This window comes from Enterobacter cloacae complex sp. P27C, assembly GCF_014895705.1.
Classification (GTDB): domain Bacteria; phylum Pseudomonadota; class Gammaproteobacteria; order Enterobacterales; family Enterobacteriaceae; genus Enterobacter; species Enterobacter bugandensis.
Window position 1 is genome coordinate 339,798 of the sequence record NZ_JADBQB010000005.1, and the last position, 24,274, is coordinate 364,071.

General features: G+C 53.1%; 23 protein-coding genes. 11 read left to right on the forward strand and 12 right to left on the reverse strand.

Annotated features, from left to right (window positions below; all coding sequences use genetic code 11):
* The first annotated feature begins 143 nt into the window (after nt 1–143).
* Entirely contained in the window at nt 144–1,058 is a 915-nt protein-coding gene (locus IM291_RS12740; protein WP_049001091.1) for an ATP-grasp fold amidoligase family protein, read from the forward strand.
* A 14-nt stretch (nt 1,059–1,072) separates the two neighbouring features.
* Here IM291_RS12740 and IM291_RS12745 read toward each other — a convergent pair whose 3' ends face one another.
* Together IM291_RS12745 and IM291_RS12750 are read right to left on the reverse strand one after the other, a co-directional pair.
* The gene (locus tag IM291_RS12745) at nt 1,073–2,137 is read right to left on the reverse strand and encodes an ATP-binding protein (RefSeq protein ID WP_049001089.1); all 1,065 of its coding nucleotides are present in this window, start codon (nt 2,135–2,137) and stop codon (nt 1,073–1,075) included.
* The gene (locus tag IM291_RS12750) at nt 2,134–2,838 is read right to left on the reverse strand and encodes a response regulator (protein WP_028013388.1); all 705 of its coding nucleotides are present in this window, start codon (nt 2,836–2,838) and stop codon (nt 2,134–2,136) included. The genes IM291_RS12745 and IM291_RS12750 overlap by 4 nt, the downstream gene beginning before the upstream one ends.
* Before the next feature lie 271 nt (nt 2,839–3,109).
* Between IM291_RS12750 and IM291_RS12755 the strand changes: the two genes are divergently transcribed.
* The 9 genes from IM291_RS12755 to osmB all read left to right on the forward strand — a co-directional run bounded on the left by IM291_RS12755 (nt 3,110) and on the right by osmB (nt 14,837).
* The gene (locus tag IM291_RS12755; protein WP_226840361.1) at nt 3,110–3,496 is read left to right on the forward strand and encodes a transporter; all 387 of its coding nucleotides are present in this window, start codon (nt 3,110–3,112) and stop codon (nt 3,494–3,496) included.
* Nucleotides 3,497–3,632: 136 nt separating this feature from the next.
* The gene (locus IM291_RS12760; protein WP_192987036.1) at nt 3,633–6,725 is read left to right on the forward strand and encodes a multidrug efflux RND transporter permease subunit; all 3,093 of its coding nucleotides are present in this window, start codon (nt 3,633–3,635) and stop codon (nt 6,723–6,725) included.
* Nucleotides 6,726–6,995: 270 nt separating this feature from the next.
* Nucleotides 6,996–7,784 (forward strand): enoyl-ACP reductase FabI, encoded by a 789-nt coding sequence (gene fabI, locus IM291_RS12765; protein ID WP_003856831.1) that lies wholly within the window; start codon nt 6,996–6,998, stop codon nt 7,782–7,784.
* Between the two features lie 154 nt (nt 7,785–7,938).
* A complete protein-coding gene (locus tag IM291_RS12770; protein WP_049001084.1) occupies nt 7,939–8,925 on the forward strand; it encodes an oxidoreductase in 987 nt (328 codons plus the stop codon).
* An 88-nt stretch (nt 8,926–9,013) separates the two neighbouring features.
* Nucleotides 9,014–10,948 (forward strand): exoribonuclease II, encoded by a 1,935-nt coding sequence (locus IM291_RS12775; protein ID WP_192971166.1) that lies wholly within the window; start codon nt 9,014–9,016, stop codon nt 10,946–10,948.
* 320 nt (nt 10,949–11,268) lie between these two features.
* Complete coding sequence (gene pdeR, locus IM291_RS12780) at nt 11,269–13,260, forward strand: cyclic di-GMP phosphodiesterase (protein ID WP_192987038.1); 1,992 nt, start codon at nt 11,269–11,271, stop codon at nt 13,258–13,260.
* Nucleotides 13,261–13,378: 118 nt separating this feature from the next.
* A complete protein-coding gene (locus IM291_RS12785; RefSeq protein ID WP_041909652.1) occupies nt 13,379–13,561 on the forward strand; it encodes a hypothetical protein in 183 nt (60 codons plus the stop codon).
* Between the two features lie 43 nt (nt 13,562–13,604).
* Nucleotides 13,605–14,357, forward strand: coding sequence for a DNA-binding transcriptional regulator YciT (locus tag IM291_RS12790; protein ID WP_041909650.1), 753 nt, complete (start codon nt 13,605–13,607; stop codon nt 14,355–14,357).
* A 261-nt stretch (nt 14,358–14,618) separates the two neighbouring features.
* On the forward strand, nt 14,619–14,837 hold the full coding sequence (osmB, locus tag IM291_RS12795; RefSeq protein WP_008501216.1) for an osmotically-inducible lipoprotein OsmB: 219 nt from the start codon (nt 14,619–14,621) through the stop codon (nt 14,835–14,837).
* A gap of 104 nt (nt 14,838–14,941) precedes the next feature.
* On the opposite strand, the gene yciH is transcribed toward osmB, so the two are convergent.
* From yciH to pgpB, 5 genes are all read right to left on the reverse strand, one after another.
* The gene (gene yciH, locus IM291_RS12800; protein WP_028013396.1) at nt 14,942–15,268 is read right to left on the reverse strand and encodes a stress response translation initiation inhibitor YciH; all 327 of its coding nucleotides are present in this window, start codon (nt 15,266–15,268) and stop codon (nt 14,942–14,944) included.
* The gene (gene pyrF / locus IM291_RS12805; RefSeq protein WP_028013397.1) at nt 15,265–16,005 is read right to left on the reverse strand and encodes an orotidine-5'-phosphate decarboxylase; all 741 of its coding nucleotides are present in this window, start codon (nt 16,003–16,005) and stop codon (nt 15,265–15,267) included. The genes yciH and pyrF overlap by 4 nt, the downstream gene beginning before the upstream one ends.
* Before the next feature lie 185 nt (nt 16,006–16,190).
* Entirely contained in the window at nt 16,191–17,360 is a 1,170-nt protein-coding gene (gene lapB, locus IM291_RS12810; RefSeq protein WP_041909646.1) for a lipopolysaccharide assembly protein LapB, read from the reverse strand.
* Between the two features lie 6 nt (nt 17,361–17,366).
* Nucleotides 17,367–17,675, reverse strand: a complete 309-nt coding sequence (locus IM291_RS12815) for a LapA family protein (protein WP_028013399.1) — start codon at nt 17,673–17,675, stop codon at nt 17,367–17,369.
* A 148-nt stretch (nt 17,676–17,823) separates the two neighbouring features.
* Nucleotides 17,824–18,591, reverse strand: a complete 768-nt coding sequence (pgpB, locus tag IM291_RS12820; protein ID WP_028013400.1) for a phosphatidylglycerophosphatase B — start codon at nt 18,589–18,591, stop codon at nt 17,824–17,826.
* 197 nt (nt 18,592–18,788) lie between these two features.
* On the opposite strand from pgpB, the gene ribA reads away from it, so the two are divergent.
* Entirely contained in the window at nt 18,789–19,379 is a 591-nt protein-coding gene (gene ribA, locus IM291_RS12825; protein WP_028013401.1) for a GTP cyclohydrolase II, read from the forward strand.
* A gap of 38 nt (nt 19,380–19,417) precedes the next feature.
* On the opposite strand, the gene acnA is transcribed toward ribA, so the two are convergent.
* From acnA to cysB, 5 genes are all read right to left on the reverse strand, one after another.
* Nucleotides 19,418–22,093: an aconitate hydratase AcnA gene (gene acnA / locus IM291_RS12830; RefSeq protein WP_028013402.1), complete on the reverse strand. Its 2,676-nt coding sequence runs from the start codon at nt 22,091–22,093 to the stop codon at nt 19,418–19,420.
* Between the two features lie 163 nt (nt 22,094–22,256).
* Entirely contained in the window at nt 22,257–22,355 is a 99-nt protein-coding gene (gene ymiC, locus IM291_RS21960; RefSeq protein WP_032644994.1) for a small membrane protein YmiC, read from the reverse strand.
* Nucleotides 22,356–22,492: 137 nt separating this feature from the next.
* Nucleotides 22,493–22,663, reverse strand: coding sequence for a hypothetical protein (locus tag IM291_RS12835; RefSeq protein WP_032644881.1), 171 nt, complete (start codon nt 22,661–22,663; stop codon nt 22,493–22,495).
* A 2-nt stretch (nt 22,664–22,665) separates the two neighbouring features.
* Entirely contained in the window at nt 22,666–22,806 is a 141-nt protein-coding gene (locus tag IM291_RS12840) for a YmiA family putative membrane protein (RefSeq protein WP_213743510.1), read from the reverse strand.
* A gap of 338 nt (nt 22,807–23,144) precedes the next feature.
* Nucleotides 23,145–24,119, reverse strand: coding sequence for an HTH-type transcriptional regulator CysB (cysB, locus tag IM291_RS12845; RefSeq protein WP_028013403.1), 975 nt, complete (start codon nt 24,117–24,119; stop codon nt 23,145–23,147).
* Nucleotides 24,120–24,274: the final 155 nt, after the last annotated feature.

A 24,274-nucleotide genomic window follows, 5' to 3' on the forward strand; every position in this document is an offset into this window, starting at 1 on the left:
ATTGCTCCGCTCAAATAAGGATTAAATAGCCTGCGTGCGCTATTTAATCCTTTTATTTTTTGTCTCCATCCCTGCTCCATATTTTAAGCAATATCCAGCAATAGTTCTTCTCCAGAATACCGGAACATTACGGAGGAGAAGAAATGAACACCACCACATATGTTCTAAAATATACGGAGTATCTCATCAGAAAATGCCGTTCATATTTCATGACGGACCTCAATTTTCACACTGCAAAACTCAAAAAGACATCAGGCATAACCCCTGACATTAAATCACCCACTACGTTGAGTGAAAAAATATGTCATCGCCTGGTCTATGACCATAATAATCTCTACACAATGCTTGCCGATAAACTCGCCGTCCGCGAATACGTTGCGTCCAGAACAACGCGAGTAAAAGCGGTGCCTTTGATTGGTGTATACCACAGGTTTTCGCATATCGATTTTTCAACACTGCCCGATCAATTCGTCCTTAAGTGCAATCATGACAGTGGAAGCACAATAATCTGTACAAACAAAAACCAGTTCAATTACCGACAGGCCCGTAAAAAGCTCACTCTCGCATTAAAGAAGAATTTGTATTACACCACGCGCGAGTGGCAGTACAAAAATATTATACCCGTTATACTGTGTGAGCCCTATGTCGATCTTTTCAATAATGCGGACAGGAACAGCACGCCGGAAATGCTGAGAATTCACTGTTTTCACGGGGTCGCACACTATGTTGAGGCCGATTTTACGGATGACCTCGGCAGAGAGTTTATCAACGTTTACGACCGACACTGGAATTTACAGCCCTTCCAGATGGAATATCCTAATACGCCGGTTGCGCCCGGCGAGCCGAAATTGTTCCGTGAGGCTCTGCTGGCCGCTCAGGAGCTGGCGAAGGGTCTTGACTACTGCCGCGTTGACCTCATGTTGAAAAGCGATGAAATTTACTTCAGTGAAATAACCTTAAGCCCAAAACGGGGCAAACTGCGAATTACCCCTCTGGAATGGGATACAAAGTTAGGCGATATATGGCAGTTGCCGCTATCGGCGGGCAGGCCGGGCTGACCTGCCGCCAGGACTCAGGCATCGGGCCAGGTCAGTTTGAACAGGGAGTGGTTTTGCTTCGATAAGGTATACGTTACATCGCCACCATGAGCCAGCATGATGGCTTTTACCACCGATAACCCTAAACCACATCCTTCGGGATTAACATCTCTGGCACCTTTATCCCGCTGGAAAGGTTGAAATAAGAAATCATGAAATTCCCTGGGGATGCCCGGCCCGCCATCCTCAATAAGGATATAATTGCCTTTATCAGAGACGCCATTTTTTACGATGAGTTTTCGCGAAGTTGAATAATGTAATGCGTTGTCAAACAGAACGGCCAGACACTGATTGATGCGCAACGGATCGAACACGCATCGCTGTTCCCTCAACTCTGTTTTAATCACAAACTGATTGTGCTTGAACTCGGGCATGAAAGTATCAAGCGCATCCTGGATTGTGCCTTTGAGGTCCGTTCTGGATTTATACAGCGTATAACCCGCCCCGCCGTCAGAGCTGATCACCCGAAGATCTTCAATCAAACGGGTTAACCCCTCAGTCTGCTTGAGAAGATTATTAAAAAGCAGCGGATCCGGCTCAAAAACGCCGTCAACCAGCCCCTGAAGCCGCCCGCGTAAAATCGTGACCGGGGTTCTCAGCTCATGGGCAATGGCGGCGTTCCAGGATTTCCTCTGAATATCCAGCGTCTGGAGTTTTTCCGCCATTTCATTGAAATCCGTGACCAGATGATTGACCTCTCCCAGACGGGAGCTGGCGCAATAAGCACGGGCATCCAGCTGGCCCTGAGAAATTTTTCTCAGGCTGGACGCTACCGCGTTCAACGGGGTGAGTATTCGTGAAGAAAGTTTTATCGTTAAAAATATCGCGATTAACAGACTGATTGTTGTCGCAGTCCCGATCCATACCCAGTCCCACATCGTCATTTGCTCGTCATCGCCCTCAACGGCACCGCCGGGTAGGTGATCGAGAATAAAAGAGTAAAAAAACCAGGAACCCAGTACCGCAATGGCAATGATCATAAACGTCAGCAGCAGCATATACGTTAAGATCTGCCGACTCAGGACAGAATCTCTGTTCATTTTTTCTCCCCGAGTCGATAGCCCATCCCCCTGATGCTCTCAGGAACGCCATAAAGGCCTGCAAGCTCCAGCTTTTTACGCAGCTTGCTCATATGGCTGTCTACCGTTCTGTCGAGCGTATCGCCTTCCGGCAGACACGCGTTAAGTAACTCTTCCCGGGAACAGACCTTTCGCGGGTATCTCACCAGGTAAGTAAGAAGTTTAAATTCCGTCGTCGTTAATACCGGGGAGACTACCTCTTCGCCCACGGTGACCTCAACGTAGAAATCGTCCGGGTAGACCGTAATAAAAGGCGTCCTGAGAGGCACGGCACCCGCCTGCTGAAGAGCGGGTCTGGTTCTGCGCAGCACGGCTTCAACCCGCGCGACCACTTCGGAAGGGTTGAAAGGTTTGATGACGTAATCATCCGCGCCAAGCCTGAGCCCCATCAGCTTATCCACGTCCTGATCGAGTGCGGACACCATAATGACGGGCACAGAACTTTCCTGACGGAGCGTCGTGAGTACGCTCCAGCCATCGCATACGGGCAGATGGATATCCAGCAAGATAAGATCCGGTTTATGGAGCCGATTAAGCGCTATCGCCTGCTCGCCCTGCCGGGCTCTCAGCGTTTTCATCCCAGAACGCTCTAAGTAACTCATCAGTATATCGGCAATTTCGTTTTCATCTTCAACAACAAGGATTAGAGTATTTTTGTTCATTTTATCTCCGCGGGTGAAATCCCTTTGAGCACGCTATCAGATATCTTTAGCACAATAAGACACAGGCTCCGGGAAAAAGTGCCGTGGCCGCGAAAATTTCCTGGATTAATTTAAGTGCCCGGCAATTTCTCCATACAGCCTACACATTCAGTCAATAAAGACTCGACAATGTCAGTCCACAATAGTTATTCGGAGTTAAACCGTCTTTCGTTTAGCGTGGTAAATACCCCTGTCGCTTAAAGGCTTTCTGAATTTGGCTGAGATAATGAGCATGGAACTTTTGAAATACTTCTCTCCTAAAAAAATCGGCATATTTTCTCTCTTCCTGCTGCTATCGTGGGGATTACTTTATACCTGGCTGGTATTGATGCATAAAATGGATGAGAAAGTCGCCGCAACGCTACTCTCTTCCCCCATTATCTATGGCTGCATCGCCTTGTCGGTTGTCTCTCTGATAATACAAAACAAAGCAGGCGCGTTCACTGAATTACTTCTCATCGCCTTCTGGCTGATGGTGATTTTTGTTTATCTCATTATTACGTTCACTGTGCTGCTGAACGCTACGCCAGATTTTAACGATTTGGTGTTTTACTATGAGTGTTATTTAATTCTCTTTTTTGGCGGTTCACCGTTGTACCTCATCGTGAGAATGATTTAAACAACCGTGTTGTTTCGCTCAACACTCTCTCCATAAACCGCCCATGTCCGCTAAACAGGCGAGTTGTAGACTCTCTATCACACCATCTTGAACAAAATAACTCACTGAAATAGTCACGTATCTGGAAGTTAAATTAATGCCTCATTTCTTTATTGAACGTCCCATTTTCGCCTGGGTCGTGGCGCTTTTTATCGTCCTGGCGGGTGTATTGTCTATCCCCCGGCTGCCGGTTGCGCAGTATCCGGCGGTGGCACCGCCTGGGATTATTATTTCTGTCACCTACCCGGGCGCCAGCCCCGATATTATGAATACGTCGGTGGTGTCGTTACTTGAGCGCGAAATATCTGGCGTCGATAATTTGCTTTACTTCGAATCATCCAGTGACACAACCGGTTCTGCGTCTATTACCGTGACGTTTAAGCCCGGCACGGACATCAAGCTGGCGCAGATGGACCTTCAGAACCAGATTAAAATTGTGGAGCCGCGTTTGCCACAGGCGGTCAGGCAAAATGGCATCAACGTCGAGGCGGCCAATTCCGGTTTTTTAATGATGGTGGGGCTCAAGTCCGCCACCGGTAAATTTGAGGAAGCCGATTTAAGCGATTACTTTGCCCGGCATGTCAGCGACGAGCTTCGCCGCGTACCTGGAGTAGGGAAAATTCAGCTGTTTGGTGGCGAAAAAGCGCTGCGCATCTGGCTGGACCCGATGAAGCTTCATAGCTACGGACTTTCGGTGAGCGATGTGCTTACCGCCGTTGGCCAGCAAAATGCCCTGGTTTCGCCCGGCAAAACGGGAGATGAACCGGCATCTGAAGGGCAAGGCGTAACGTATCCGATCACCGTGAAGGGGCAACTCACTTCCGTAGAGGCTTTCAGGAATATTACTCTGAAATCAGAGGCGTCCGGCGCAAGGCTGAAGCTGTCCGACGTCGCGCGCATTGAGTCCGGCCTGCAAAGCTACGCTTTCGGTATCCGCGAAAATGGGGTTCCCGCAACGGCTGCGGCAGTCCAGCTATCGCCTGGCGCCAATGCGATGAGCACGGCTGCAGGCGTACGCGCACGCATCGACGAACTTTCTCAGGTGTTGCCGGAAGGAATGACGTTTACGGTTCCCTTCGATACCGCGCCTTTTGTGAAGCTCTCCATCATGAAGGTGGTGCAGACATTTGTGGAAGCGATGGTTCTGGTCTTCCTCGTAATGCTGCTGTTTCTGCATAAAATACGCTGTACGCTTATCCCGGCGATTGTTGCCCCCGTCGCACTGCTTGGCACCTTCACGGTGATGCTATTGAGTGGATACTCCATCAATATTCTGACCATGTTCGGCATGGTTCTGGCGATAGGGATTATCGTAGATGACGCCATTGTGGTCGTGGAGAACGTTGAGCGCCTGATGGAAGAAAAACAACTCTCTCCGCGCGACGCGACCCGGGAGGCCATGAAAGAAATCACGCCGGCAATTATCGGGATCACGCTGGTGCTTACCGCCGTCTTTATTCCCATGGGTTTCGCCGAAGGATCCGTCGGGATTATTTATCGACAATTTTGTATTTCCATGGCTGTCTCCATACTGTTATCGGCATTTCTTGCCCTCACGCTTACCCCCGCGCTATGCGCGACGCTACTTAAGCCTCACAGCGCAGCAAGGCACGTTGGTGGCAGGTTCGCGGCAGGGTTTAACGCCCGCTTTCGTACCCTCACGACGTGGTACGAATCCTGGCTGGGCGCGGTGCTGAGACGTACCGGGCGTATGCTGCTGTACGTTGCGCTATGTGCTGCCCTATGTTTGGGGCTTTCTTCGCTGCCCTCGTCCTTTCTTCCGGATGAAGATCAGGGCTATTTTATGTCCTCAATTCAGCTGCCTTCCGATGCCACAATGCAGCGCACCCTGAGAGTGGTTAAAAAATTTGAAGAGGAAATTGCGGCCCGGCCGGATATTGAAAGCAACATTATGATTCTGGGATTTGGGTTTTCAGGCTCGGGACCGAATTCGGCCATGGCCTTCACCACGCTGAAGGACTGGAAAGATCGGCAGGGTACGACCGCACAGAATGAAGCCGACCATATACAGGCCAGCATGGCTAACGTCTCTGATGCCGTCACGATGAGCCTTCTCCCGCCGGCCATTTCGGATATGGGCACCTCCTCGGGCTTCACCTGGTACGTGCAGGACAGAGCGGGACTGGGCTACGAGGCGTTAAAGAGAGCGGCCGATGCGCTGGTTGTGAAAGCTAATCAACGTCCTGAACTGAGTGACGTGTATATAGACGGTCTGCCGGAAGGAACAAGCCTGGCCCTTCAGATTGACCGGGAAAAAGCGGAAGCGCTGGGCGTTTCATTTGATGAAATCAATCAGACGCTCTCGGTCACCATGGGGTCGAACTACGTTAATGACTACACGAACAAGGGCCGTGTTCAGCAGGTCATTATTCAGGCCGACGCCCCTTACCGCATGCAGCCTGAGCAGATCCTGAAATTATCGGTAAAAAACCGTATGGGGCAGATGGTGCCAGTATCTACGTTTGCGACGCTTTCCTGGAACGTTGCGCCGCAGCAGTTGACGCGTTATCAGGGATATTCTGCTATCCGCATTACCGGCAGTGCGGCCCCAGGCAAATCCAGCGGCACTGCAATGAAGGCCATGGAGACGTTGTCACGGGATTTACCGCAGGGGATGGCCGGCGAGTGGGCCGGGAGCTCATTGCAGGAGAGAAAATCCGAATCTCAGCTCCCGGGTCTGATCGTTCTGTCGATACTGGTCGTGTTCATGGTGCTCGCCGCCCTGTATGAGAGCTGGTCAATTCCCTTTGCGGTCATGCTGGTCGTTCCCCTGGGGCTTATCGGTGCGGTAGTTGCCGTCTCCGTTGCGGGCATGACGAATGATGTTTTCTTTAAGGTCGGTCTTATCACCCTGATAGGCCTGTCCGCCAAGAACGCTATTCTGATTGTCGAGTTTGCAAGGCAGCTCCACCGGGAAGGACAACCCCTGCTGGCGGCTACGATACAGGCCGCAAGCCAGCGTCTGCGCCCTATTCTGATGACATCGTTAGCCTTTACGTTAGGCGTGGTGCCATTGATGCTGGCGCGTGGCGCGAGTGACAGCACGCAGCACGCTATCGGCACCGGGGTGTTTGGCGGCATGATCAGCGGCACGCTTCTCGCGATCTTTTTCGTCCCGGTATTCTTTATTGTCGTTGCGCGTTTCGTCGAAAACGCCAGGAAAGTGTGAATACCGCTGACGAATCGCGGAACCTTGCTGGTTGGATGAGGCGAAGCTGCTGCCGGGTGATATACTGGACGAATGCTGAAATTTTGAGCCCCCGCCAGCCCGCGCCTCACCTTTTGGGGCATTCCTCTTCGGAGATCGACGAGAAATATCGTGACACAAGGGGCCGTGAGTGGGCTATAATTTCGAGCTAATTTCGAATGATTTTGAAATACTGCCTGTAACGCTATGAATTACAAGGCAAAATAAGCAATGAATATAAGGATTAAAGCTATGGGTTTTCTTTCCGGTAAGCGCATTCTGGTGACTGGCGTTGCCAGCAAACTGTCCATCGCATACGGCATCGCACAGGCAATGCATCGCGAAGGCGCTGAGCTGGCGTTCACCTACCAGAACGACAAGCTGAAAGGCCGTGTTGAAGAGTTTGCCGCGCAGCTGGGTTCCAGCATTGTTCTGGAATGTGACGTTGCACAAGACGAAAGCATCGACGGCATGTTTGCTGAACTGGCAAAAGCATGGCCGAAATTCGACGGTTTCGTTCACTCCATCGGCTTCGCTCCTGGCGACCAGCTGGACGGCGACTACGTGAACGCGGTAACCCGTGATGGCTTTAAAATCGCGCACGACATCAGCTCCTACAGCTTCGTTGCAATGGCGAAATCTTGCCGCGCAATGCTGAACCCGGGCGCAGCGCTGCTGACCCTGTCCTACCTGGGCGCAGAGCGTGCTATCCCTAACTACAACGTTATGGGCCTGGCGAAAGCCTCTCTGGAAGCCAACGTCCGCTACATGGCGAACGCAATGGGTCCAGAAGGCGTGCGCGTTAACGCCATCTCTGCTGGCCCTATCCGCACCCTGGCGGCGTCCGGCATCAAAGATTTCCGTAAAATGCTGGCACACTGCGAAGCGGTTACCCCGATTCGTCGTACCGTTACCATTGAAGATGTGGGTAACTCTGCTGCATTCCTGTGCTCTGACCTTTCCGCAGGTATCTCCGGCGAAGTGGTTCACGTTGACGGCGGCTTCAACATCGCTGCAATGAACGAGCTGGAAATTAAATAAGCTGTGGCTCTCTTCCCGCACGGGAAGAGAGCTTTCCCCCTCCGCACTCCCCTTCGTTATTCCGTTCTGCTATTTGTTATCACCTAACAATATTTTTCCCTTTATCTGCCTTACGCCAGGATATTGATCGCCATTTTGAGATCAAGGAACGCCCATGGAACAACGCCGTTTTTCCGGCAAAGGCCACTGGTATCACGAAACCCAGTCTAACCACGCGCAGCCGGATGTGCTGCCCCTGGTGCCCGAAGCCGCTAACGTCGACGATCGTTTTTTGCTCGATTTAGCCCTGCCAGATGAGATTGTCGCCGCCTGTACCGGCTGGCTCGCTCCTGCCAGATCCTTATGTCACCAGCTGTTCCCGCTCTCACTTCCCGTAAACCGCCTGCGAACGCTTAGCGCCTACGATCGGTTAAGTACCGCGCTGACGGTGGCGCAGGCCTGCGGCGTTCAGCGGCTGTGCAACCACTACGCCGCCCTCCTCGCCCCGCTGCCGGGCCCTGACTCCTCCCGCGAAAGTAACCGACGGCTGGCGCAAATCACGCAGTACGCCCGCCAGCTCGCCAGCTCACCTGACGTCATTGATGATAAGGCGCGAAACCAGCTTGATGAGGTAGGTCTGTCTATCTATGACGTTGTGGTAATTAACCAGATAATCGGCTTTATCGGTTTTCAGGCGCGCGTGGTCGCCGTCTTTCAGGCGCTGCTCGGCCATCCCGTCCGCTGGCTGCCGGGCCATCATATTCAGCCGCACACCCTGCCAACGTCCTCCGACGCGTGGATCTCGCTTCTGCCCGTGGTCGAGCTTCGCTATGCCAGTGCGCATCAGCTTGAGTCCCTCTCCCGCTGGCAGGCAGAGCCCACGCTTGAGGCGCTGACGCCGGTCCTGTGCCATGAACCGACCTTGCTCGATCTGATGGGGGAGATCCTGATAAACAGCCGGGAAACGGTTTCGCTGCCTCCTCCGGCGCTTTCGGCAGCAGCCGAATTGCTGACACGCTCGCCGGACCGCTTCAGCGCCGCACAATTTACCCCGCTCACGGAAGAAGGACTTACTGCCGTTCAGGCGATCAACCTGCTCAGCCAATGCGCGCTGGAGGGCTGGATCAATCGACTAAAAGTCGCGTCCGGCAAAGCGGAATAACCACACTCTTTCCCCAAAGAGCGCTTGCTGTAGCAGTGAGAATCGCGTAAAACTGTCAGCCGCTCAATGGCTACGAAAATAGAACATTATGTTTCAGGACAACCCGCTGCTAGCGCAGCTTAAACAGCAACTGCATTCCCAGACGCCGCGTGCAGAAGGGGTCGTGAAAGCCACGGAAAAGGGCTTTGGCTTCCTTGAAGTTGACGCGCAGAAAAGCTACTTCATTCCGCCACCGCAGATGAAGAAAGTGATGCATGGCGATCGCGTCATGGCCGTCATCCATACCGAGAAGGAACGTGAATCCGCCGAGCCGGAAGAACTGATCGAGCCGTTCCTGACCCGCTTTGTGGGCAAAGTGCAGAGAAAGGACGATCGTCTTTCTGTCGTGCCGGATCACCCCCTGCTGAAAGATGCCATTCCCTGCCGCGCCGCCCGCGGCGTTGAGCATGATTTTAAAGAAGGTGACTGGGCCGTAGCAGAAATGCGCCGTCATCCTCTGAAAGGCGACCGCGGTTTCTATGCTGAACTGACCCAGTTCATCACCTTTGGCGACGACCATTTCGTCCCGTGGTGGGTCACGCTGGCGCGCCATAATCTTGAAAAAGAAGCGCCGAACGGCGTGGCAACTGAGATGCAGGATGAAGGCCTGGCGCGCCGCGATCTTACCGCGCTGGAGTTTGTCACCATCGACAGCGCCAGCACAGAAGATATGGACGATGCGCTCTACGCTGAAGAGGGCGCCGATGGCAAACTGCATTTGACCGTCGCCATTGCCGATCCAACCGCATGGATTGTGGAAGGCAGCAAGCTGGACGAAACGGCGAAAATCCGCGCGTTCACCAACTACCTGCCGGGCTTTAACATCCCGATGCTGCCGCGCGAACTGTCTGACGACCTCTGCTCGCTGCGCCCAAATGAGGTGCGCCCGGTTCTCGCCTGCCGCATGACCATTGCCGCAGATGGCACGATTGAAGACGATATCGAATTCTTTGCCGCCACCATCGAATCCAAAGCCAAGCTGGCCTATGACAATGTCTCCGACTGGCTGGAAAACACCGGCAGCTGGAAACCTGAATCCGATGCTATCGCAGCACAGATTCGTCTGCTGCACCGCATCTGCCTGAACCGCGGCGAGTGGCGCAAGACTCACGCCCTGGTCTTCAAGGATCGCCCGGATTATCGTTTTGTTCTCGGTGAAAAAGGCGAAGTGCTGGATATCGTGGCCGAGCCGCGACGCATTGCTAACCGCATCGTCGAAGAAGCGATGATTTCCGCCAACATCTGTGCCGCGCGCGTGCTGCGCGACAGGCTGGGCTTCGGTATTTACAACGTTCATACCGGATTCGATCCGGCCAATACCGAAGCGCTCGCGGCCCTGCTGAAGAATCACGATGTGCATGTTGATCCGGAAGAAGTGCTGACACTGCCGGGCTTCTGCAAGCTTCGCCGCGAGCTGGACGCTCAGCCGTCCGGTTTCCTGGATAGCCGTATTCGCCGCTTCCAGTCCTTCGCGGAAATCAGCACCGAGCCAGGCCCGCACTTTGGCCTCGGTCTGGAAGCCTACGCCACCTGGACCTCCCCGATCCGTAAGTATGGCGATATGGTTAACCACCGCCTGCTGAAAGCGATTATTAAGGGCGAAACCATTGCCCGTCCTCAGGACGACACCACCCTACAGATGGCCGAGCGTCGCCGTCTGAACCGCATGGCGGAACGTGACGTTGGAGACTGGCTATACGCGCGCTTCCTGCAGGATAAAGCCGGTACCGATACCCGCTTCGCGGCAGAAATTATTGATATCAGCCGCGGGGGAATGCGCGTACGTCTGGTGGATAACGGTGCGGTCGCCTTTATCCCTGCCCCGTTCCTGCACGCCGTTCGTGACGAACTGGTCTGCAGTCAGGAAAGCGGCACCGTGCAAATTAAAGGCGAGACGGTTTACAAAGTCACTGACGTGATTGATGTAACTATCGCTGAAGTTCGCATGGAAACCCGCAGTATTATTGCGCGCCCTGTCGCCTGATAACCTGCTCAATTGTCGGTCATTTCCGTTCAGAAAGGCCGACAATTTTCTCCCTGTCTTTCCCCCCGCAAAAGCATCATTTTTCTTACTTTTTCCGCCCCAGCCCGCCCAAAATAGCCATAATTATCTACAGTTAAAGAGTGCTGCCCTGTTCGGGCACGTGGATTTTATACGCTCAGCATTTTTATATGCCTGATGCGTTTTATTATAAAAAAGCTGCGAAAAACAATGCCTTCACTGCGGCTTTGCCGCTATTTTCAACGGAAAAGTCGACGACTAATGAATAATTTGTTCGCTAATGCGTCGCGGCGGGAGAAATCATGATCGACGAACTTGAGCAAAATTTGCTGTTTCGTTACATGGGTACTCACAGCCCGTGGTGGCGATTGTCGGCTGAAAGCAACGTTCTGCACCTTGCCGCCAGCGAAAATGCTGACGTGACTCAGGAAATCGTACTGGATGATGAACAGGCCGCACAGATCCGTCAGCTAACGGTAATGACCACCAGCATTTCCCTGAACCTCTCTCTTTACGGCGAGCAAGTTCCCGTCCATCTTGTCGGACGCAAAATCACCCGAAACGAGTGGGCCGGAACGGCTTCCGCCTGGAACGATACGCCCTCCGTGGCACGCGATCTGGCTCAGGGACTCTCCTTTGCGGAACAGGTTGTTTCTGAAGCGAATTCCGTCATTGTCATTCTCGATCAAAACGGCAATATCCAGCGCTTTAACCGCCTGAGCGAAGAGTATACCGGTCTGAAAGAACATGAAGTCATTGGTCAGAACGTGTTTGAACTGTTCATGAGCCGCAGCGAAGCGGCAGCCTCGAAGCGCAACATTGCGGGTTTCTTTCGCAACGGCAGCTCCTACGAAGTCGAACGCTGGATTAAAACGCGAAAAGGGCAACGCTTGTTTCTGTTCAGAAATAAATTCGTTCACAGCGGCAGCGGTAAAAATGAAATTTTCCTTATCTGCTCCGGGACCGACATTACCGAAGAACGACGGGCACAGGAGCGCCTGCGCGTGCTGGCCAATACCGATACCATCACCGGCCTGCCCAACCGCAATGCGATCCATGAGCTGATTTCAGACGCCATCAATAGCCGCGGCGACACGCAGGTTGGCGTGGTGTACCTCGACCTCGATAACTTCAAAAAGGTTAACGATGCCTACGGGCATATGTTCGGCGATCAGCTCCTGCAGGCGGTTGCACTTGCCCTTCTGAGTTGTCTGGATGAGGGGCAGGTTTTAGCGCGGCTCGGCGGCGATGAGTTTATCGTTATGGCCACCAATACCTCTCAGGGCTCGCTGGAAGCGATGGCGTCGCGTATTCTGACCCGCCTGCGCCAGCCGTTCAGAATCGGTCTGATTGAGGTTTACACCGGTTGCTCCCTGGGGATCGCCCTCGCGCCGCAGCACGGGAACGATCGGGAAAGCGTGATTCGCAATGCCGACATCGCCATGTACACCGCCAAGGAGAATGGCCGTGGCAAATTCTGCGTCTTCTCCCCCGAGATGAACCAGCGCGTGTTTGAGTACCTGTGGCTGGACACCAACCTGCGTAAAGCGCTGGATAACGATCAGCTCCTGATCCACTACCAGCCGAAAATGACCTGGCGCGGCGAAGTCCGAAGCCTTGAAGCTCTGGTCCGCTGGCAGTCGCCCGAGCGCGGGCTGATCCCCCCTCTGGAATTTATCTCTTATGCCGAGGAGTCCGGTTTGATTGTGCCGCTGGGTCGCTGGGTGATGCTTGATGTGGTTCGCCAGGTGGCAAAATGGCGTGACAAGGGAATTAACCTGCGCGTGGCCGTGAACGTCTCTGCACGTCAGCTGGCCGACCAGACGATTTTCAGCGAGCTAAAGCAGGCGCTTAAGGATCTGCATTTTGAGTACTGCCCTATCGACGTTGAGTTAACCGAAAGCTGTCTTATCGAAAACGAAGAGCTGGCGCTCTCGGTGATCCAGCAATTCAGTCGGCTCGGGGCACAAATTCATCTGGACGATTTCGGTACCGGCTACTCTTCCCTTTCCCAGCTGGCGCGTTTTCCTATTGATGCCATTAAACTCGATCAGGCTTTTGTCAGAGATATTCATAAGCACTCTGTCTCCCAGTCTTTGGTACGCGCCATTGTCGCAGTGGCGCAGGCGTTAAACCTGCAGGTGATTGCCGAAGGGGTGGAAAACGCAAAAGAAGATGCCTTTCTGACCAAAAACGGCGTCAACGAACGGCAGGGTTTTCTTTTCGCTAAGCCGATGCCCGCTGCCGCATTCGAGCGCTGGCTAAAACGATATCAAGCGCGACAACAACGTTAACGTCATACAGAGGTTCACTTTCGTATAGGTAATTTCGTTATGGCGTTTTTTCCCTTCTCTTTTGAACCTATTTTCTGCATCATTGAAATTATTAACTTTTCGCTCCTGGGGAGAGATGATGTCTACTATTGATCCACAAGCTGTAGCACAACGTATTGATACCGTGCTGGATATACTGGTGGCGGGTGATTATCACTCTGCAATCCGTAATCTCGAGATCCTGAAGTCTGAACTTCTCGCTCAGGATGGCGCTGACAATGCCCCCGAAAACCGACAGCCTAAAGCGCCGTGGGAAGTCTAAACCCACTGTCTCAGACCTCGTTTCGCTTTATTAATTGGATGCTATGAATTCCCGACAACAACTCATTTTGCAGATGGTCATCGATCAGGGGCGCGTAAGCGTCGTTGAGCTGGCTAAAACCACCGGCGTTTCAGAAGTGACCATCCGTCAGGATCTTAATCTGCTGGAAAAACAGAGCTACCTGCGCCGTGCGCATGGCTATGCCGTGCCGCTGGACAGCGACGACGTTGAGACGCGCATGATGAATAACTACGCGCTTAAACGAGAACTGGCAGAATTTGCCGCATCGCTGGTAAACCCTGGCGAGACGGTCTTTATTGAAAACGGCAGCAGCAACGCTCTTCTGGCACGTACGCTCGCCGAACAAAAAGACGTTACCATCATCACCGTCAGCAGCTATATCGCCCATTTGCTCAAAGAGACGCGCTGTGAGGTGATTTTGCTGGGCGGCATTTACCAGAAAAAAAGTGAGAGCATGGTAGGCCCGCTAACCCGGCAGTATGTCCAGCAGGTTCATTTCAGTAAGGCGTTTATCGGTATTGACGGCTGGCAGCCGGAGACAGGCTTCACCGGCCGGGATATGATGCGATCTGACGTTGTGAATGCCGTTCTGGAAAAAGAGTGTGAAGCCATTGTGCTGACCGACAGCTCTAAATTTGGCGCCGTCCATCCTTACACCATGGGTCCAGCCTCACGCTTTAGCCGCGTAATTACCGACGAAAGGTTAAGCGACGAACATCGTAATAAACTGGAAGATGACGGTCTCATTGTCGATATTATTAAAACGCCCGCCTGAGTCCCTTTGCGCCCGTATTCCGGGCGCATATGCCCCCTTCGTCTGAGAGGATTCCTATCCATCCTTTAAGAGTTTTTACCTGTTTAACCTGCCGTAAAGTCGTAAAATTAATGTTAGCGATATAACAGGAAGTGACTATCACCTGCGTGATTACGTAACGCCTGCGCGACCAGCTTTCACGGAAAAAAGAATTGAGTATTCATTTTGACTATACTTAATGTGTACATCTTTCCGTGAATCGATAATTCAGGAGAAAGTATTATGACCTTAACCAGCAAAAAATTAGCCGCCGCTGTTCTGGCAATCACTGTAGCAATGTCCCTGAGCGCGTGCTCTAACTGGTCTAAACGTGACCGTAACACCGCCATTGGCGCCGGTGCTGGTGCGCTCGGTGGTGCAGTATTAACGGATGGTAGTACGCTGGGTACATTAGGCGGCGCTGCTGTCGGTGGTATTATCGGTCACCAGGTTGGCAAATAATTATTCTATCAGCCTTCCCGTTAAGGCGATTTAGCATCGCATTTCAGGTCTGACTAACGCACGTATATAACACGAGCCACGGCATTTGCCGTGGCTTATTTATTTTAGCCGCCTGCCAGTTTAACTTTCATGCCTTTGGCTTCAAGGAGCGATTTAATTAAATCGCGTTTATCACCCTGAATTTCGATAATGCCGTCCTTCACGGCGCCGCCGCAGCCACATTTCTTCTTCAACTCTGCTGCCAGCTTGTTCAGCTCCGCATCATCCATATCAATCCCGGAGATCAGGCAGACCCCCTTTCCTTTTCGCCCGCTGGTCTGACGCTGGATACGAACAATACCGTCACCTTTCGGACGTTCTGCTTTCGTTTTCGGTTCGTCTATGCGCCCGCTTTCCGTCGAGTAGACCAGCCGACTGTTGGAATCAGTCATTGCGCCCCCTTTTTCAGTGATGCGTTAATAGCCTTAAGCGTCTCCGCCGGGTTCACAGACTGCGTCACCGGCCGGCCGATAACCATGTAGTCAACGCCTGCTGCCAACGCCTGCTCAGGCGTCATAATGCGTCGCTGATCGCCCACGTCGCTGCCAGCAGGACGAATGCCTGGCGTGACCAGTTTAAAATCTTTGCCCAACTCTGACTTAAAGCGTACCGCTTCCTGCGCGGAGCAAACGACGCCATCGAGACCACAGCTCTGCGTCAGACGCGCGAGACGCTCGGCGTGCCCGGCAGGTGACAACGTCACGCCGAGGTCGCGCAAGTCGCTGTCGTCCATGCTGGTCAGCACGGTAACCGCAATCAGTAATGGCGCATCGTTGCCGAACGGCAGGAGTGCTTCGCGAGCGGCTGTCATCATTCTCGCCCCGCCCGACGCGTGGACGTTGACCATCCATACACCCAGTTCCGCAGCGGCGGCAACCGCGTGCGCCGTGGTGTTCGGGATATCATGGAATTTGAGATCGAGGAAGACATCGAAACCACGCTGCTGCAGATCGCGGACGATTTGCGGTCCAAACAGCGTGAACATCTCTTTACCAACTTTCAGACGACAATCGCGAGGATCGATACCGTCGACAAAGGCCAGCGCTGCGTCACGCTTATTGTAATCAAGCGCAACAACAACAGGAGAATCCGTAATAACGCGGGAAGTGGAGGAAGTAACAGACGTCATGACCAGCCCTTTTCGTCTATGGGCGCGCAGCGGCGCGGAACAGATAAACGGCCTGCATTCTACCTGCCGTCGCCGCAAATTGACAGAATCCATTTATGCCCCTGCCAGGCCAGCAAGCCGCACGGTGTTGAGAAAACGGAAAAGCCATCAGTATGTTGTAACTAAAATGAAGGCTTTTAAAAAAATTACTGCCCATCCAGGCCGCGAATTGGCTTGATGGTGGACCAGGCCCGGCAGGACGGACAATGCCAGTAGAGCGTGTAGGCGGTAAAACCACACTTCTGGCAACGGTAGCGCGGCTTGCTGCGCACCTGCTCGCCAACCATGTCGCGCAGCACCATAAGACTCTCTTTCGCGCGCCCTTCTTCCGCATCGTTCAGATGGTAGTCCATCAGCTTGTGGAATACGCGCATCGTGGGATGACGTTGCAGCTGACGGGTAATATAAACCTGTGCGGTGTCGCTCCCCTCATACTGCTCAACCACGTCAGAGAGCATCAGCTCAGCGGTCGCGCCGGTATTCTCTTCCACGCAACGACGCAGAAATGCCACCCACTCTTCCTGCTTGTCCAGCTGCTGATAGCAGGTTTGCAGCATTTCAAGCGTTTCGCTGACCAGCTCTTTGTCCTGGTCAATCACCCGCATCAGGCTTTCAACGGCTTTAGCGTAGTCGCCGCTGGCCATAAAAACGCGCCCCATCATGATAGAGATACGCGCGCTATTGCGGTCTGCGGCGGCGCCTTTCTTGAGCAACGCCATGGCTTTGTCCATGTCGTCGTTGCCCATCTGCTGAAGGGCAAGCTCGCAGTAGAAATGCGCAATTTCAACGCGCTGCTTGTCTTTGCCCAGCTTCACCAGACGTTCGGCCGTATCAATGGCTTTCTGCCAGTCGCTGGTGGCCTGGTAAATCTGCAGTAACTGCTGCAACGCGCCGATACGGAAATCCGTTTCATCCACCAGCTGTGTGAACATATCTTCAGCGCGATCGTACAGCCCCGCGGCCATATAGTCTCGGCCCAGCTGTTGTACCGCCAGGAGACGTTGTTCGTAGGTCAGGGAGGCGCTTTCCATCAGGGTCTGGTGGATACGGATAGCGCGGTCAACTTCGCCGCGCGAGCGGAACAGGTTACCGAGAGTGAGGTGGGCTTCGACGGTCCCCGTATCCTCTTTCAGCATATCGAGGAACAGGTCTACCGCTTTGTCCTGCTGATTGCTCAGGAGGAAGTTCACCCCCGCAACGTAGTCACGGGAGAGTCGGTTAGCCTCATCCTGTTTCGTTTGTTGCGCACTTCTGCGGCCCATATACCAGCCATAGGCTGCGGCTACAGGCAAAAGCAGAAACAACAACTCCAGCATAGTCGATTATTCCTTCACGACCGGCACACCTGAACTTTCCGGCATGTCGGACGCAGGCGCAATGTGCTGTTCAAGTCGTTTAATTTTACGTTCAGCGCGCGCAAGAGAAACACGAACTTTCAACCAGAAAAGACCGCAAACCAGCCAGCCGATGGCAAAGCCTGCAGCAAATAAGACCGCCAGCAGGCTGGAGACCCGATACTCACCCTGCGCCAGCAGATAGTTAAACGTCACCTGTTGATCGTTTTGTGCACCCAATGTGACTGAAATGACAAAAATCGCCAATACCAGTAAGAAAATGAGTAAATATTTCACATTACTTCCCGTTATGTGGTTCAAGCGAATAAAGTGTGTTCAACTCACCGCAATCAGCCTTATAAACTACCATTTTAGCGACGGGCGCGAAACGGAAAAAGTAACGCGCACGTCATGGATTTATGGGCAAAATGCACAATATCAACCGTCAGGCGTCGCTTTGCTCCCTTTCGGCGATCTCTTCTTTCTCTTCAGGTGGTGGCGTGAGCGGGCCGCAGAACCGTTCTGCAAGCCAGGTTGCCAGCGTCACCAGCATCCAGGAGATCAGCGTAGCGACCACCAGATCCCGCGGCCAGTGCATTCCCAGCAGCAAGCGGCTGCCCATCACCCCTGTCGCCCAAACCAGTAAAATCGCGATGGTCATAGTGCGACGTCGAGGCCAAAGCAGCCCAACGCCCAGCAACGCCCAGCTGGCTGCAAACATCGTATGGCCGGAGGGAAACGCGAATCCCGTCTCTTTTTGCCAGTGCTTACGCAGGAACTTTGGAATATCTTCCTGTTCTGAAAGCTGTTCTTTCACCAGCGCGCCGCGATCTTTACGCTTTAAATTGTAGAACTCATCCACCGGAACATGGTGCGCTTTTTCCAGCCAGACGACAAAAGGTCTTGGCTCCTGAACGTGATCCTTCACCCAGGACTTCACGCCCTGTCCAATAACGATCGCGCCACCGAGGATAGCAAAGAGCATCAACGCCGCGCGCAGTCTAAAGCGCAGGCACCACAAGAACCAGCCGCAGAGGATAACGTGGGTAATAATTCCCCACGGCTGCGTGACCGTCTCAGTTACCCAGTATAACGTTTTCAGCCACGTGGCATTCTGCCCCGGCTGCCACATCCAGCCGGAGACCCACACGGCCAAAGGCATAATCAGTAAAATGGCCGCGCCTGCTGCCGTACGTCTGGCGATTGAAAGCATGTCTTCTCCTTTTTCGCTAAGCCTCACAATCATAACTGAAATTCATTCGATGGGTGGATATGTCGGATCGTGCGTTTAACGTTCATATAGCATGGCGCCCATTAGGCGAACGTGCTGAGCTTGTGGCAAAATGGACAAATACAGAAAGCAAAACAGGCGCAAGGCACGAAACGTGTCAGCCTACTCTGGAGAATCACATGCAGCTTAAACGTGTGGCAGAAGCCAAACTGCCAACCCCATGGGGCGATTTCCTGATGGTGGGGTTTGAAGAACTGGCAACCGGACAGGATCATGTCGCGCTGGTCTACGGCGACATTTCAGGGCAGACGCCGGTGCTGTCCCGCGTCCATTCGGAGTGTCTGACCGGCGACGCGTTGTTCAGCCTGCGCTGTGATTGCGGTTTCCAGCTCGAAGCTGCCCTTACCCATATTGCCGAAGAAGGCCGCGGCGTGCTGCTCTATCACCGTCAGGAAGGTCGTAACATTGGTCTGCTGAATAAAATCCGCGCTTATGCGCTGCAGGACCAGGGCTACGATACGGTGGAAGCCAACCACCAGCTCGGTTTTGCCGCCGATGAACGTGATTTCACCCTCTGCGCCGATATGTTCAAGCTGCTGGGCGTGGACGAGGTTCGCCTGCTGACCAATAATCCCAAAAAGGTGGAAATCCTCACCGAAGCCGGGATCAACATCGTCGAGCGTGTACCGCTGATTGTCGGCCGCAACCCGAAAAATGCCCACTATCTCGATACCAAGGCGGCTAAAATGGGCCATCTTCTGAAAGAGTGAAAGTAAAAAGCCCGGCACAGATGCCGGGCTTTTTTTTATCAATCCAGCATTTTACGAATCACATAATGTAAAATGCCGTCGTTCTGGTAGTAGGTCAGTTCGGTTGCAGTATCAATACGACACCGGCATTCCAGTACCTCGCTTTTCCCGTCTGCTCGCGTAAGCTTCACCGGCACCGTTTTGCCCGGCTGCAGGTTTTGCAGGCCGCTAATATCAATCTGCTCTTCCCCCGTCAGGCCCAGCGTTTTGCGCGTGACGCCCTGCGGGAACTCAAGCGGCAGGATCCCCATGCCAATCAGGTTCGAGCGGTGAATACGTTCAAACGACTCGGCGATGACCACGCGAACGCCAAGCAGTCGCGGACCTTTCGCCGCCCAGTCACGACTGGAGCCGGAACCGTACTCTTTCCCGGCGATCACCGCCAGCGGCGTACCTTCCTGCTGATATTTGACGGCTGCGTCATAAATCGACACGACTTCCGTCCCCGGAAGATGGCGCGTCATCCCCCCTTCCACGCCCGGAACCATTTCGTTACGAATGCGGATGTTGGCAAACGTCCCGCGCATCATCACTTCATGGTTACCGCGGCGCGATCCGTAGGAGTTAAAATCGCGGCGCTCCACGCCCCGGCTTTGCAGATAACGGCCCGCCGGGCTGTCGGCTTTGATGCTCCCCGCCGGAGAGATATGGTCAGTGGTGACGGAATCTCCCAGCATCGCCAGTATGCGCGCCCCGTGAATATCCTGAAGCGGTGCAGGCTCGGCCAGCATTTCATCAAAGAACGGCGACAGGCGGATATAGGTGGAATCGTCCTGCCAGTCATAGGTGTCCGAGCCCACAACGTTGATGGCTTTCCATTCCGGCGTGCCTTCAAACACTTCCGCATACTCTTTGCGGAACATCTCGGTGGAGACCTTTTCAACGGCCATCGCAATTTCACGTGAGGATGGCCAGATATCTTTCAGATAGACCGGCTCATTCTTGCGGTCGTGACCAATAGGATCGGTAGCCAGGTTGATATTCATGTTCCCGGCGAGCGCGTAGGCCACCACCAGCGGCGGCGAAGCGAGCCAGTTGGTTTTCACCAGCGGATGAATACGTCCTTCAAAGTTACGGTTACCGGAAAGGACTGCGCCAACCGTCAGATCGCCCTGCTTGATCGCCGTTTCAATAGGTTCAGGCAGCGGGCCGGAGTTACCGATGCAGGTGGTACAACCATAGCCCACGAGGTTAAAGCCCAGCTCATCAAGATACGGCGTTAGCCTGGCCTGCGCCAGGTAATCCGAGACCACTTTGGAGCCCGGTGCCAGGGAGGCTTTGACCCAGGGCTGTGGTTTCAGTCCCAGCTCAACCGCTTTTTTAGCCAGCAGGCCGGCAGCCATTAATACGCTGGGGTTTGAGGTGTTGGTGCAGGAGGTAATGGCGGCTATGACAACCGCGCCGTCCGGGAGCTGATACTGATGTCCGTTCAGAACATAGTCGATTGGGCGATGGTCCTTCTTCGCCACGTTAACTTCCAGCTCGTTGCTTGCGGCAAACGCTTTTGGCACGTCGCTTAACGCTACGCGATCCTGCGGACGTTTCGGACCGGCGAGGCTCGCCTCAACGCTTCCCATGTCAAGCGCAAGCGTGCTGGTAAATACCGGCTCATCCCCCGGATTGCGCCACATGCCCTGCGCTTTGGTGTACGCCTCCACCAGCGCCACCTGCTCTTCGCTGCGTCCGCTCAGGCGCATGTACTCCAGCGTGACGTCATCAATGGGGAAAAATCCGCAGGTTGCACCATATTCTGGCGCCATGTTGGCGATGGTCGCGCGGTCAGCCAGCGGCAGCGAATCCAGCCCGTCACCGTAAAATTCAACAAATTTTCCCACCACACCATGCTTACGCAGCATCTGGGTAACGGTGAGCACCAGATCGGTGGCGGTAATGCCTTCAGACAGCTTCCCGGTGAGCTTAAAGCCCACAACATCAGGGATAAGCATGGAGACCGGCTGACCGAGCATGGCGGCTTCCGCTTCGATACCGCCGACACCCCAGCCCAGCACGCCGAGGCCGTTAATCATGGTGGTGTGGGAATCTGTACCCACCAGCGTGTCCGGATAAGCCACCCACTCTTTGTCCTGCAATTCACTCCAGACGGCTTTACCGAGATATTCAAGGTTAACCTGGTGACAAATACCGGTGCCGGGTGGAACCACGCTAAAGCGGCTGAACGCCTGCTGACCCCACTTCAGGAAGACGTAACGCTCATGATTTCGCTCCATCTCGAGACGCACGTTCTCGCCAAAGGCATCGTCATCACCGAAGTGGTCAACGGTTACGGAGTGGTCAATCACGAGGTCGACGGGTGAAAGCGGGTTCACTTTAGCCGTATCGCCGCCGAGGCGTTTAACCGCCTCACGCATGGCGGCGAGATCCACCACGGCAGGAACGCCGGTGAAGTCCTGCATCAGGACCCTTGCCGGGCGGTAGGCAATTTCTCTGTCGGCATGGGCATTCTTAAGCCACCCTGCCAGCGCCTGAATATCGTCGAGGGTCACGGAGTCACCGTCCTGCCAGCGCAAGAGATTTTCCAGCAAAACTTTCAAGGACTTGGGTAAACGCGAAATGTCCCCAAGCGTTCTGGCAGCCAGCGGCAGGCTATAGTAGTGCCAGGTTTTATTTTCTGCCTGTAACGTGTCCTTACTGGCTTCGCGTAGGGTTAACGACATAAGCTCCTCCTTAATTACAGAGATGTCCTGACAATCATCAGGGCCGTAATTAAAGATAACACAAAGATGTCGTAACGTTTTGATAACAACCCAAATTGATAAATTTAGGAATGGTCCAGAGGAGGGTAAAACAAAAAACCCCGCCGCAGCGAGGTTTTATGATTTAGTGGACGGCCAGCCAGATGAGCTGACTCCAGAACAGAATCGACAGGGTAAAAACGCCGATCCATGACCAGTATTTTTGAGACATCATGTTATTCATCATAGGGACACCAGGCATTATTTATTAAACATTCCGAGGCAGGTCCTCGTGCTATATTGCTGATGTGTATTTATTAAAGAGTACAAAGGCGCATAGTCATTATTCAGACTAACTGCATCATTACGCAATAAACTAAATTATTGTTTTTTGGGTTCGTCTTCCGCGAACACATCAATAAAAGCCTGCTGCTGCGGCGTCAGTTTCCAGGATGCTGGCACTGCTGTTGCAGGCGCTTTGCGGCCCTTGTGAACAGTGTCATGATGCTGACACATCCGCTTTGCCGTTTCTGTACGTACCGTCACTGCCATATTCAACCCCAATATTTCCAGGCCAGGAGAGCAACCATCACCCAGAATAGGGCGGAAACGAGAAAGACCGCCAGCCAGGCTTTACGCTTGAGCGCAGGATCCCTTTGCGGTTCTTCACTTCCTGAAGGCATTGCTAACCTCATACAATCGATATCGCTTATCATTTAGGACCAAACAATTGGTACAATTAATCATCTGTTGAGATAAATCCTAAAGAAACTTTAGCCGAAAAGCCAGTGAATTTACGCATCAAGAGGCATGAAATATTCAATCTTTTGACCAGAAATAAATATTTGAAAAGAAAAATTTGCGTAGCCGTTAATTAGTTTCTATTTTTGTCGCCAATTCACGACATTAAAGCCACACAAATTAAAAGGATAATGACAATATATGACAGGGGAAGTGCAGATGATGATAATTCTAATTTAGCTTTAAGCCGATATTTCGGTATCTTTCCCTCAGGGAAAGATACCGGGTGTGATTATTTTTCGGGGAGTTTGATATCTTTAAACATCTCTTCGATATCTTCATTTGATCGTAATGCCACGGCGGTATCCACCACGTCACGCGTTAAATGCGGTGCAAAGCGCTGAATAAAATCATACATATAGCTTCGCAGGAAGGTACTGCGGCGGAAGCCAATTTTTGTCGTGCTGTGGCTGAAAATATCATGCGCATCAAGACGCACCAGGTCAGGGTCTGACACCGGGTCGACCGCCATGCTGGCGATCACCCCTACCCCCAGGCCAAGCCGTACATAGGTCTTTATGACGTCGGCATCGGTGGCGGTAAAGACAATCCGCGGCGTTAACCCGGCCCGGTTGAAGGCGGTATCAAGCTCAGATCGTCCGGTGAAGCCAAACGTGTAGGTGACCAGAGGATATTGCGCCAGCTCTTCGATTGACACCGACCCCTTGCCCGCCAGCGGATGATCCGGGGTCACCACAATGGAGCGGTTCCAGTGATAGCACGGCAGCATGACCAGATCGTCATAGAGATGGAGCGCTTCCGTTGCAATGGCAAAATCTGCATTGCCCTTCGACACCGCCTCCGCAATTTGCGTCGGCGATCCCTGGTGCATATGCAGGGAGACGCGCGGATAACGCTCGATAAAGCCCTTGATAACGCCCGGTAGCGCATAGCGCGCCTGGGTGTGCGTCGTGGCAATATACAGCGAGCCTTTATCCGGCCAGGTATGTTCCCCCGCCACAGACTTAATCGCATCGACTTTGGAAAGGACTTCCCGCGCAATACGGATGATTTCCTGCCCCGCTGGCGTCACTTGGGTAAGGTGCTTACCACTGCGGGCGAAAATCTGAATACCTAATTCATCCTCCAGCATGCGAACCTGCTTGCTGATGCCCGGTTGCGAGGTATATAGCCCCTCGGCGGTGGAAGAGACATTAAGGTTGTGATTCACCACCTCAACGATATAACGAAGCTGTTGTAATTTCATGCCATACCATCCGATTTAGCGCACGCGGTCAATCGCTTAAGACGATTTGATAATAAAAAAAGGGTTAACTATAACCACTATATCACTTATAGCCTGACTGTATAGTACGGAACAAAAAATAATAATAAGGTAATAAAAAAGGGCCGGAAGTCCGG

Coding starts and splice junctions, on each gene's coding strand:
- IM291_RS12740 (WP_049001091.1), top strand. CDS start 144: ATGAACACCACCACATATGTTCTAAAATATACGGAGTATCTCATCAGA.
- IM291_RS12745 (WP_049001089.1), bottom strand. CDS start 2,137: ATGAACAGAGATTCTGTCCTGAGTCGGCAGATCTTAACGTATATGCTG.
- IM291_RS12750 (WP_028013388.1), bottom strand. CDS start 2,838: ATGAACAAAAATACTCTAATCCTTGTTGTTGAAGATGAAAACGAAATT.
- IM291_RS12755 (WP_226840361.1), top strand. CDS start 3,110: ATGGAACTTTTGAAATACTTCTCTCCTAAAAAAATCGGCATATTTTCT.
- IM291_RS12760 (WP_192987036.1), top strand. CDS start 3,633: ATGCCTCATTTCTTTATTGAACGTCCCATTTTCGCCTGGGTCGTGGCG.
- fabI (WP_003856831.1), top strand. CDS start 6,996: ATGGGTTTTCTTTCCGGTAAGCGCATTCTGGTGACTGGCGTTGCCAGC.
- IM291_RS12770 (WP_049001084.1), top strand. CDS start 7,939: ATGGAACAACGCCGTTTTTCCGGCAAAGGCCACTGGTATCACGAAACC.
- IM291_RS12775 (WP_192971166.1), top strand. CDS start 9,014: ATGTTTCAGGACAACCCGCTGCTAGCGCAGCTTAAACAGCAACTGCAT.
- pdeR (WP_192987038.1), top strand. CDS start 11,269: ATGATCGACGAACTTGAGCAAAATTTGCTGTTTCGTTACATGGGTACT.
- IM291_RS12785 (WP_041909652.1), top strand. CDS start 13,379: ATGTCTACTATTGATCCACAAGCTGTAGCACAACGTATTGATACCGTG.
- IM291_RS12790 (WP_041909650.1), top strand. CDS start 13,605: ATGAATTCCCGACAACAACTCATTTTGCAGATGGTCATCGATCAGGGG.
- osmB (WP_008501216.1), top strand. CDS start 14,619: ATGACCTTAACCAGCAAAAAATTAGCCGCCGCTGTTCTGGCAATCACT.
- yciH (WP_028013396.1), bottom strand. CDS start 15,268: ATGACTGATTCCAACAGTCGGCTGGTCTACTCGACGGAAAGCGGGCGC.
- pyrF (WP_028013397.1), bottom strand. CDS start 16,005: ATGACGTCTGTTACTTCCTCCACTTCCCGCGTTATTACGGATTCTCCT.
- lapB (WP_041909646.1), bottom strand. CDS start 17,360: ATGCTGGAGTTGTTGTTTCTGCTTTTGCCTGTAGCCGCAGCCTATGGC.
- pgpB (WP_028013400.1), bottom strand. CDS start 18,591: ATGCTTTCAATCGCCAGACGTACGGCAGCAGGCGCGGCCATTTTACTG.
- ribA (WP_028013401.1), top strand. CDS start 18,789: ATGCAGCTTAAACGTGTGGCAGAAGCCAAACTGCCAACCCCATGGGGC.
- acnA (WP_028013402.1), bottom strand. CDS start 22,093: ATGTCGTTAACCCTACGCGAAGCCAGTAAGGACACGTTACAGGCAGAA.
- ymiC (WP_032644994.1), bottom strand. CDS start 22,355: ATGAATAACATGATGTCTCAAAAATACTGGTCATGGATCGGCGTTTTT.
- IM291_RS12835 (WP_032644881.1), bottom strand. CDS start 22,663: ATGGCAGTGACGGTACGTACAGAAACGGCAAAGCGGATGTGTCAGCAT.
- IM291_RS12840 (WP_213743510.1), bottom strand. CDS start 22,806: ATGAGGTTAGCAATGCCTTCAGGAAGTGAAGAACCGCAAAGGGATCCT.
- cysB (WP_028013403.1), bottom strand. CDS start 24,119: ATGAAATTACAACAGCTTCGTTATATCGTTGAGGTGGTGAATCACAAC.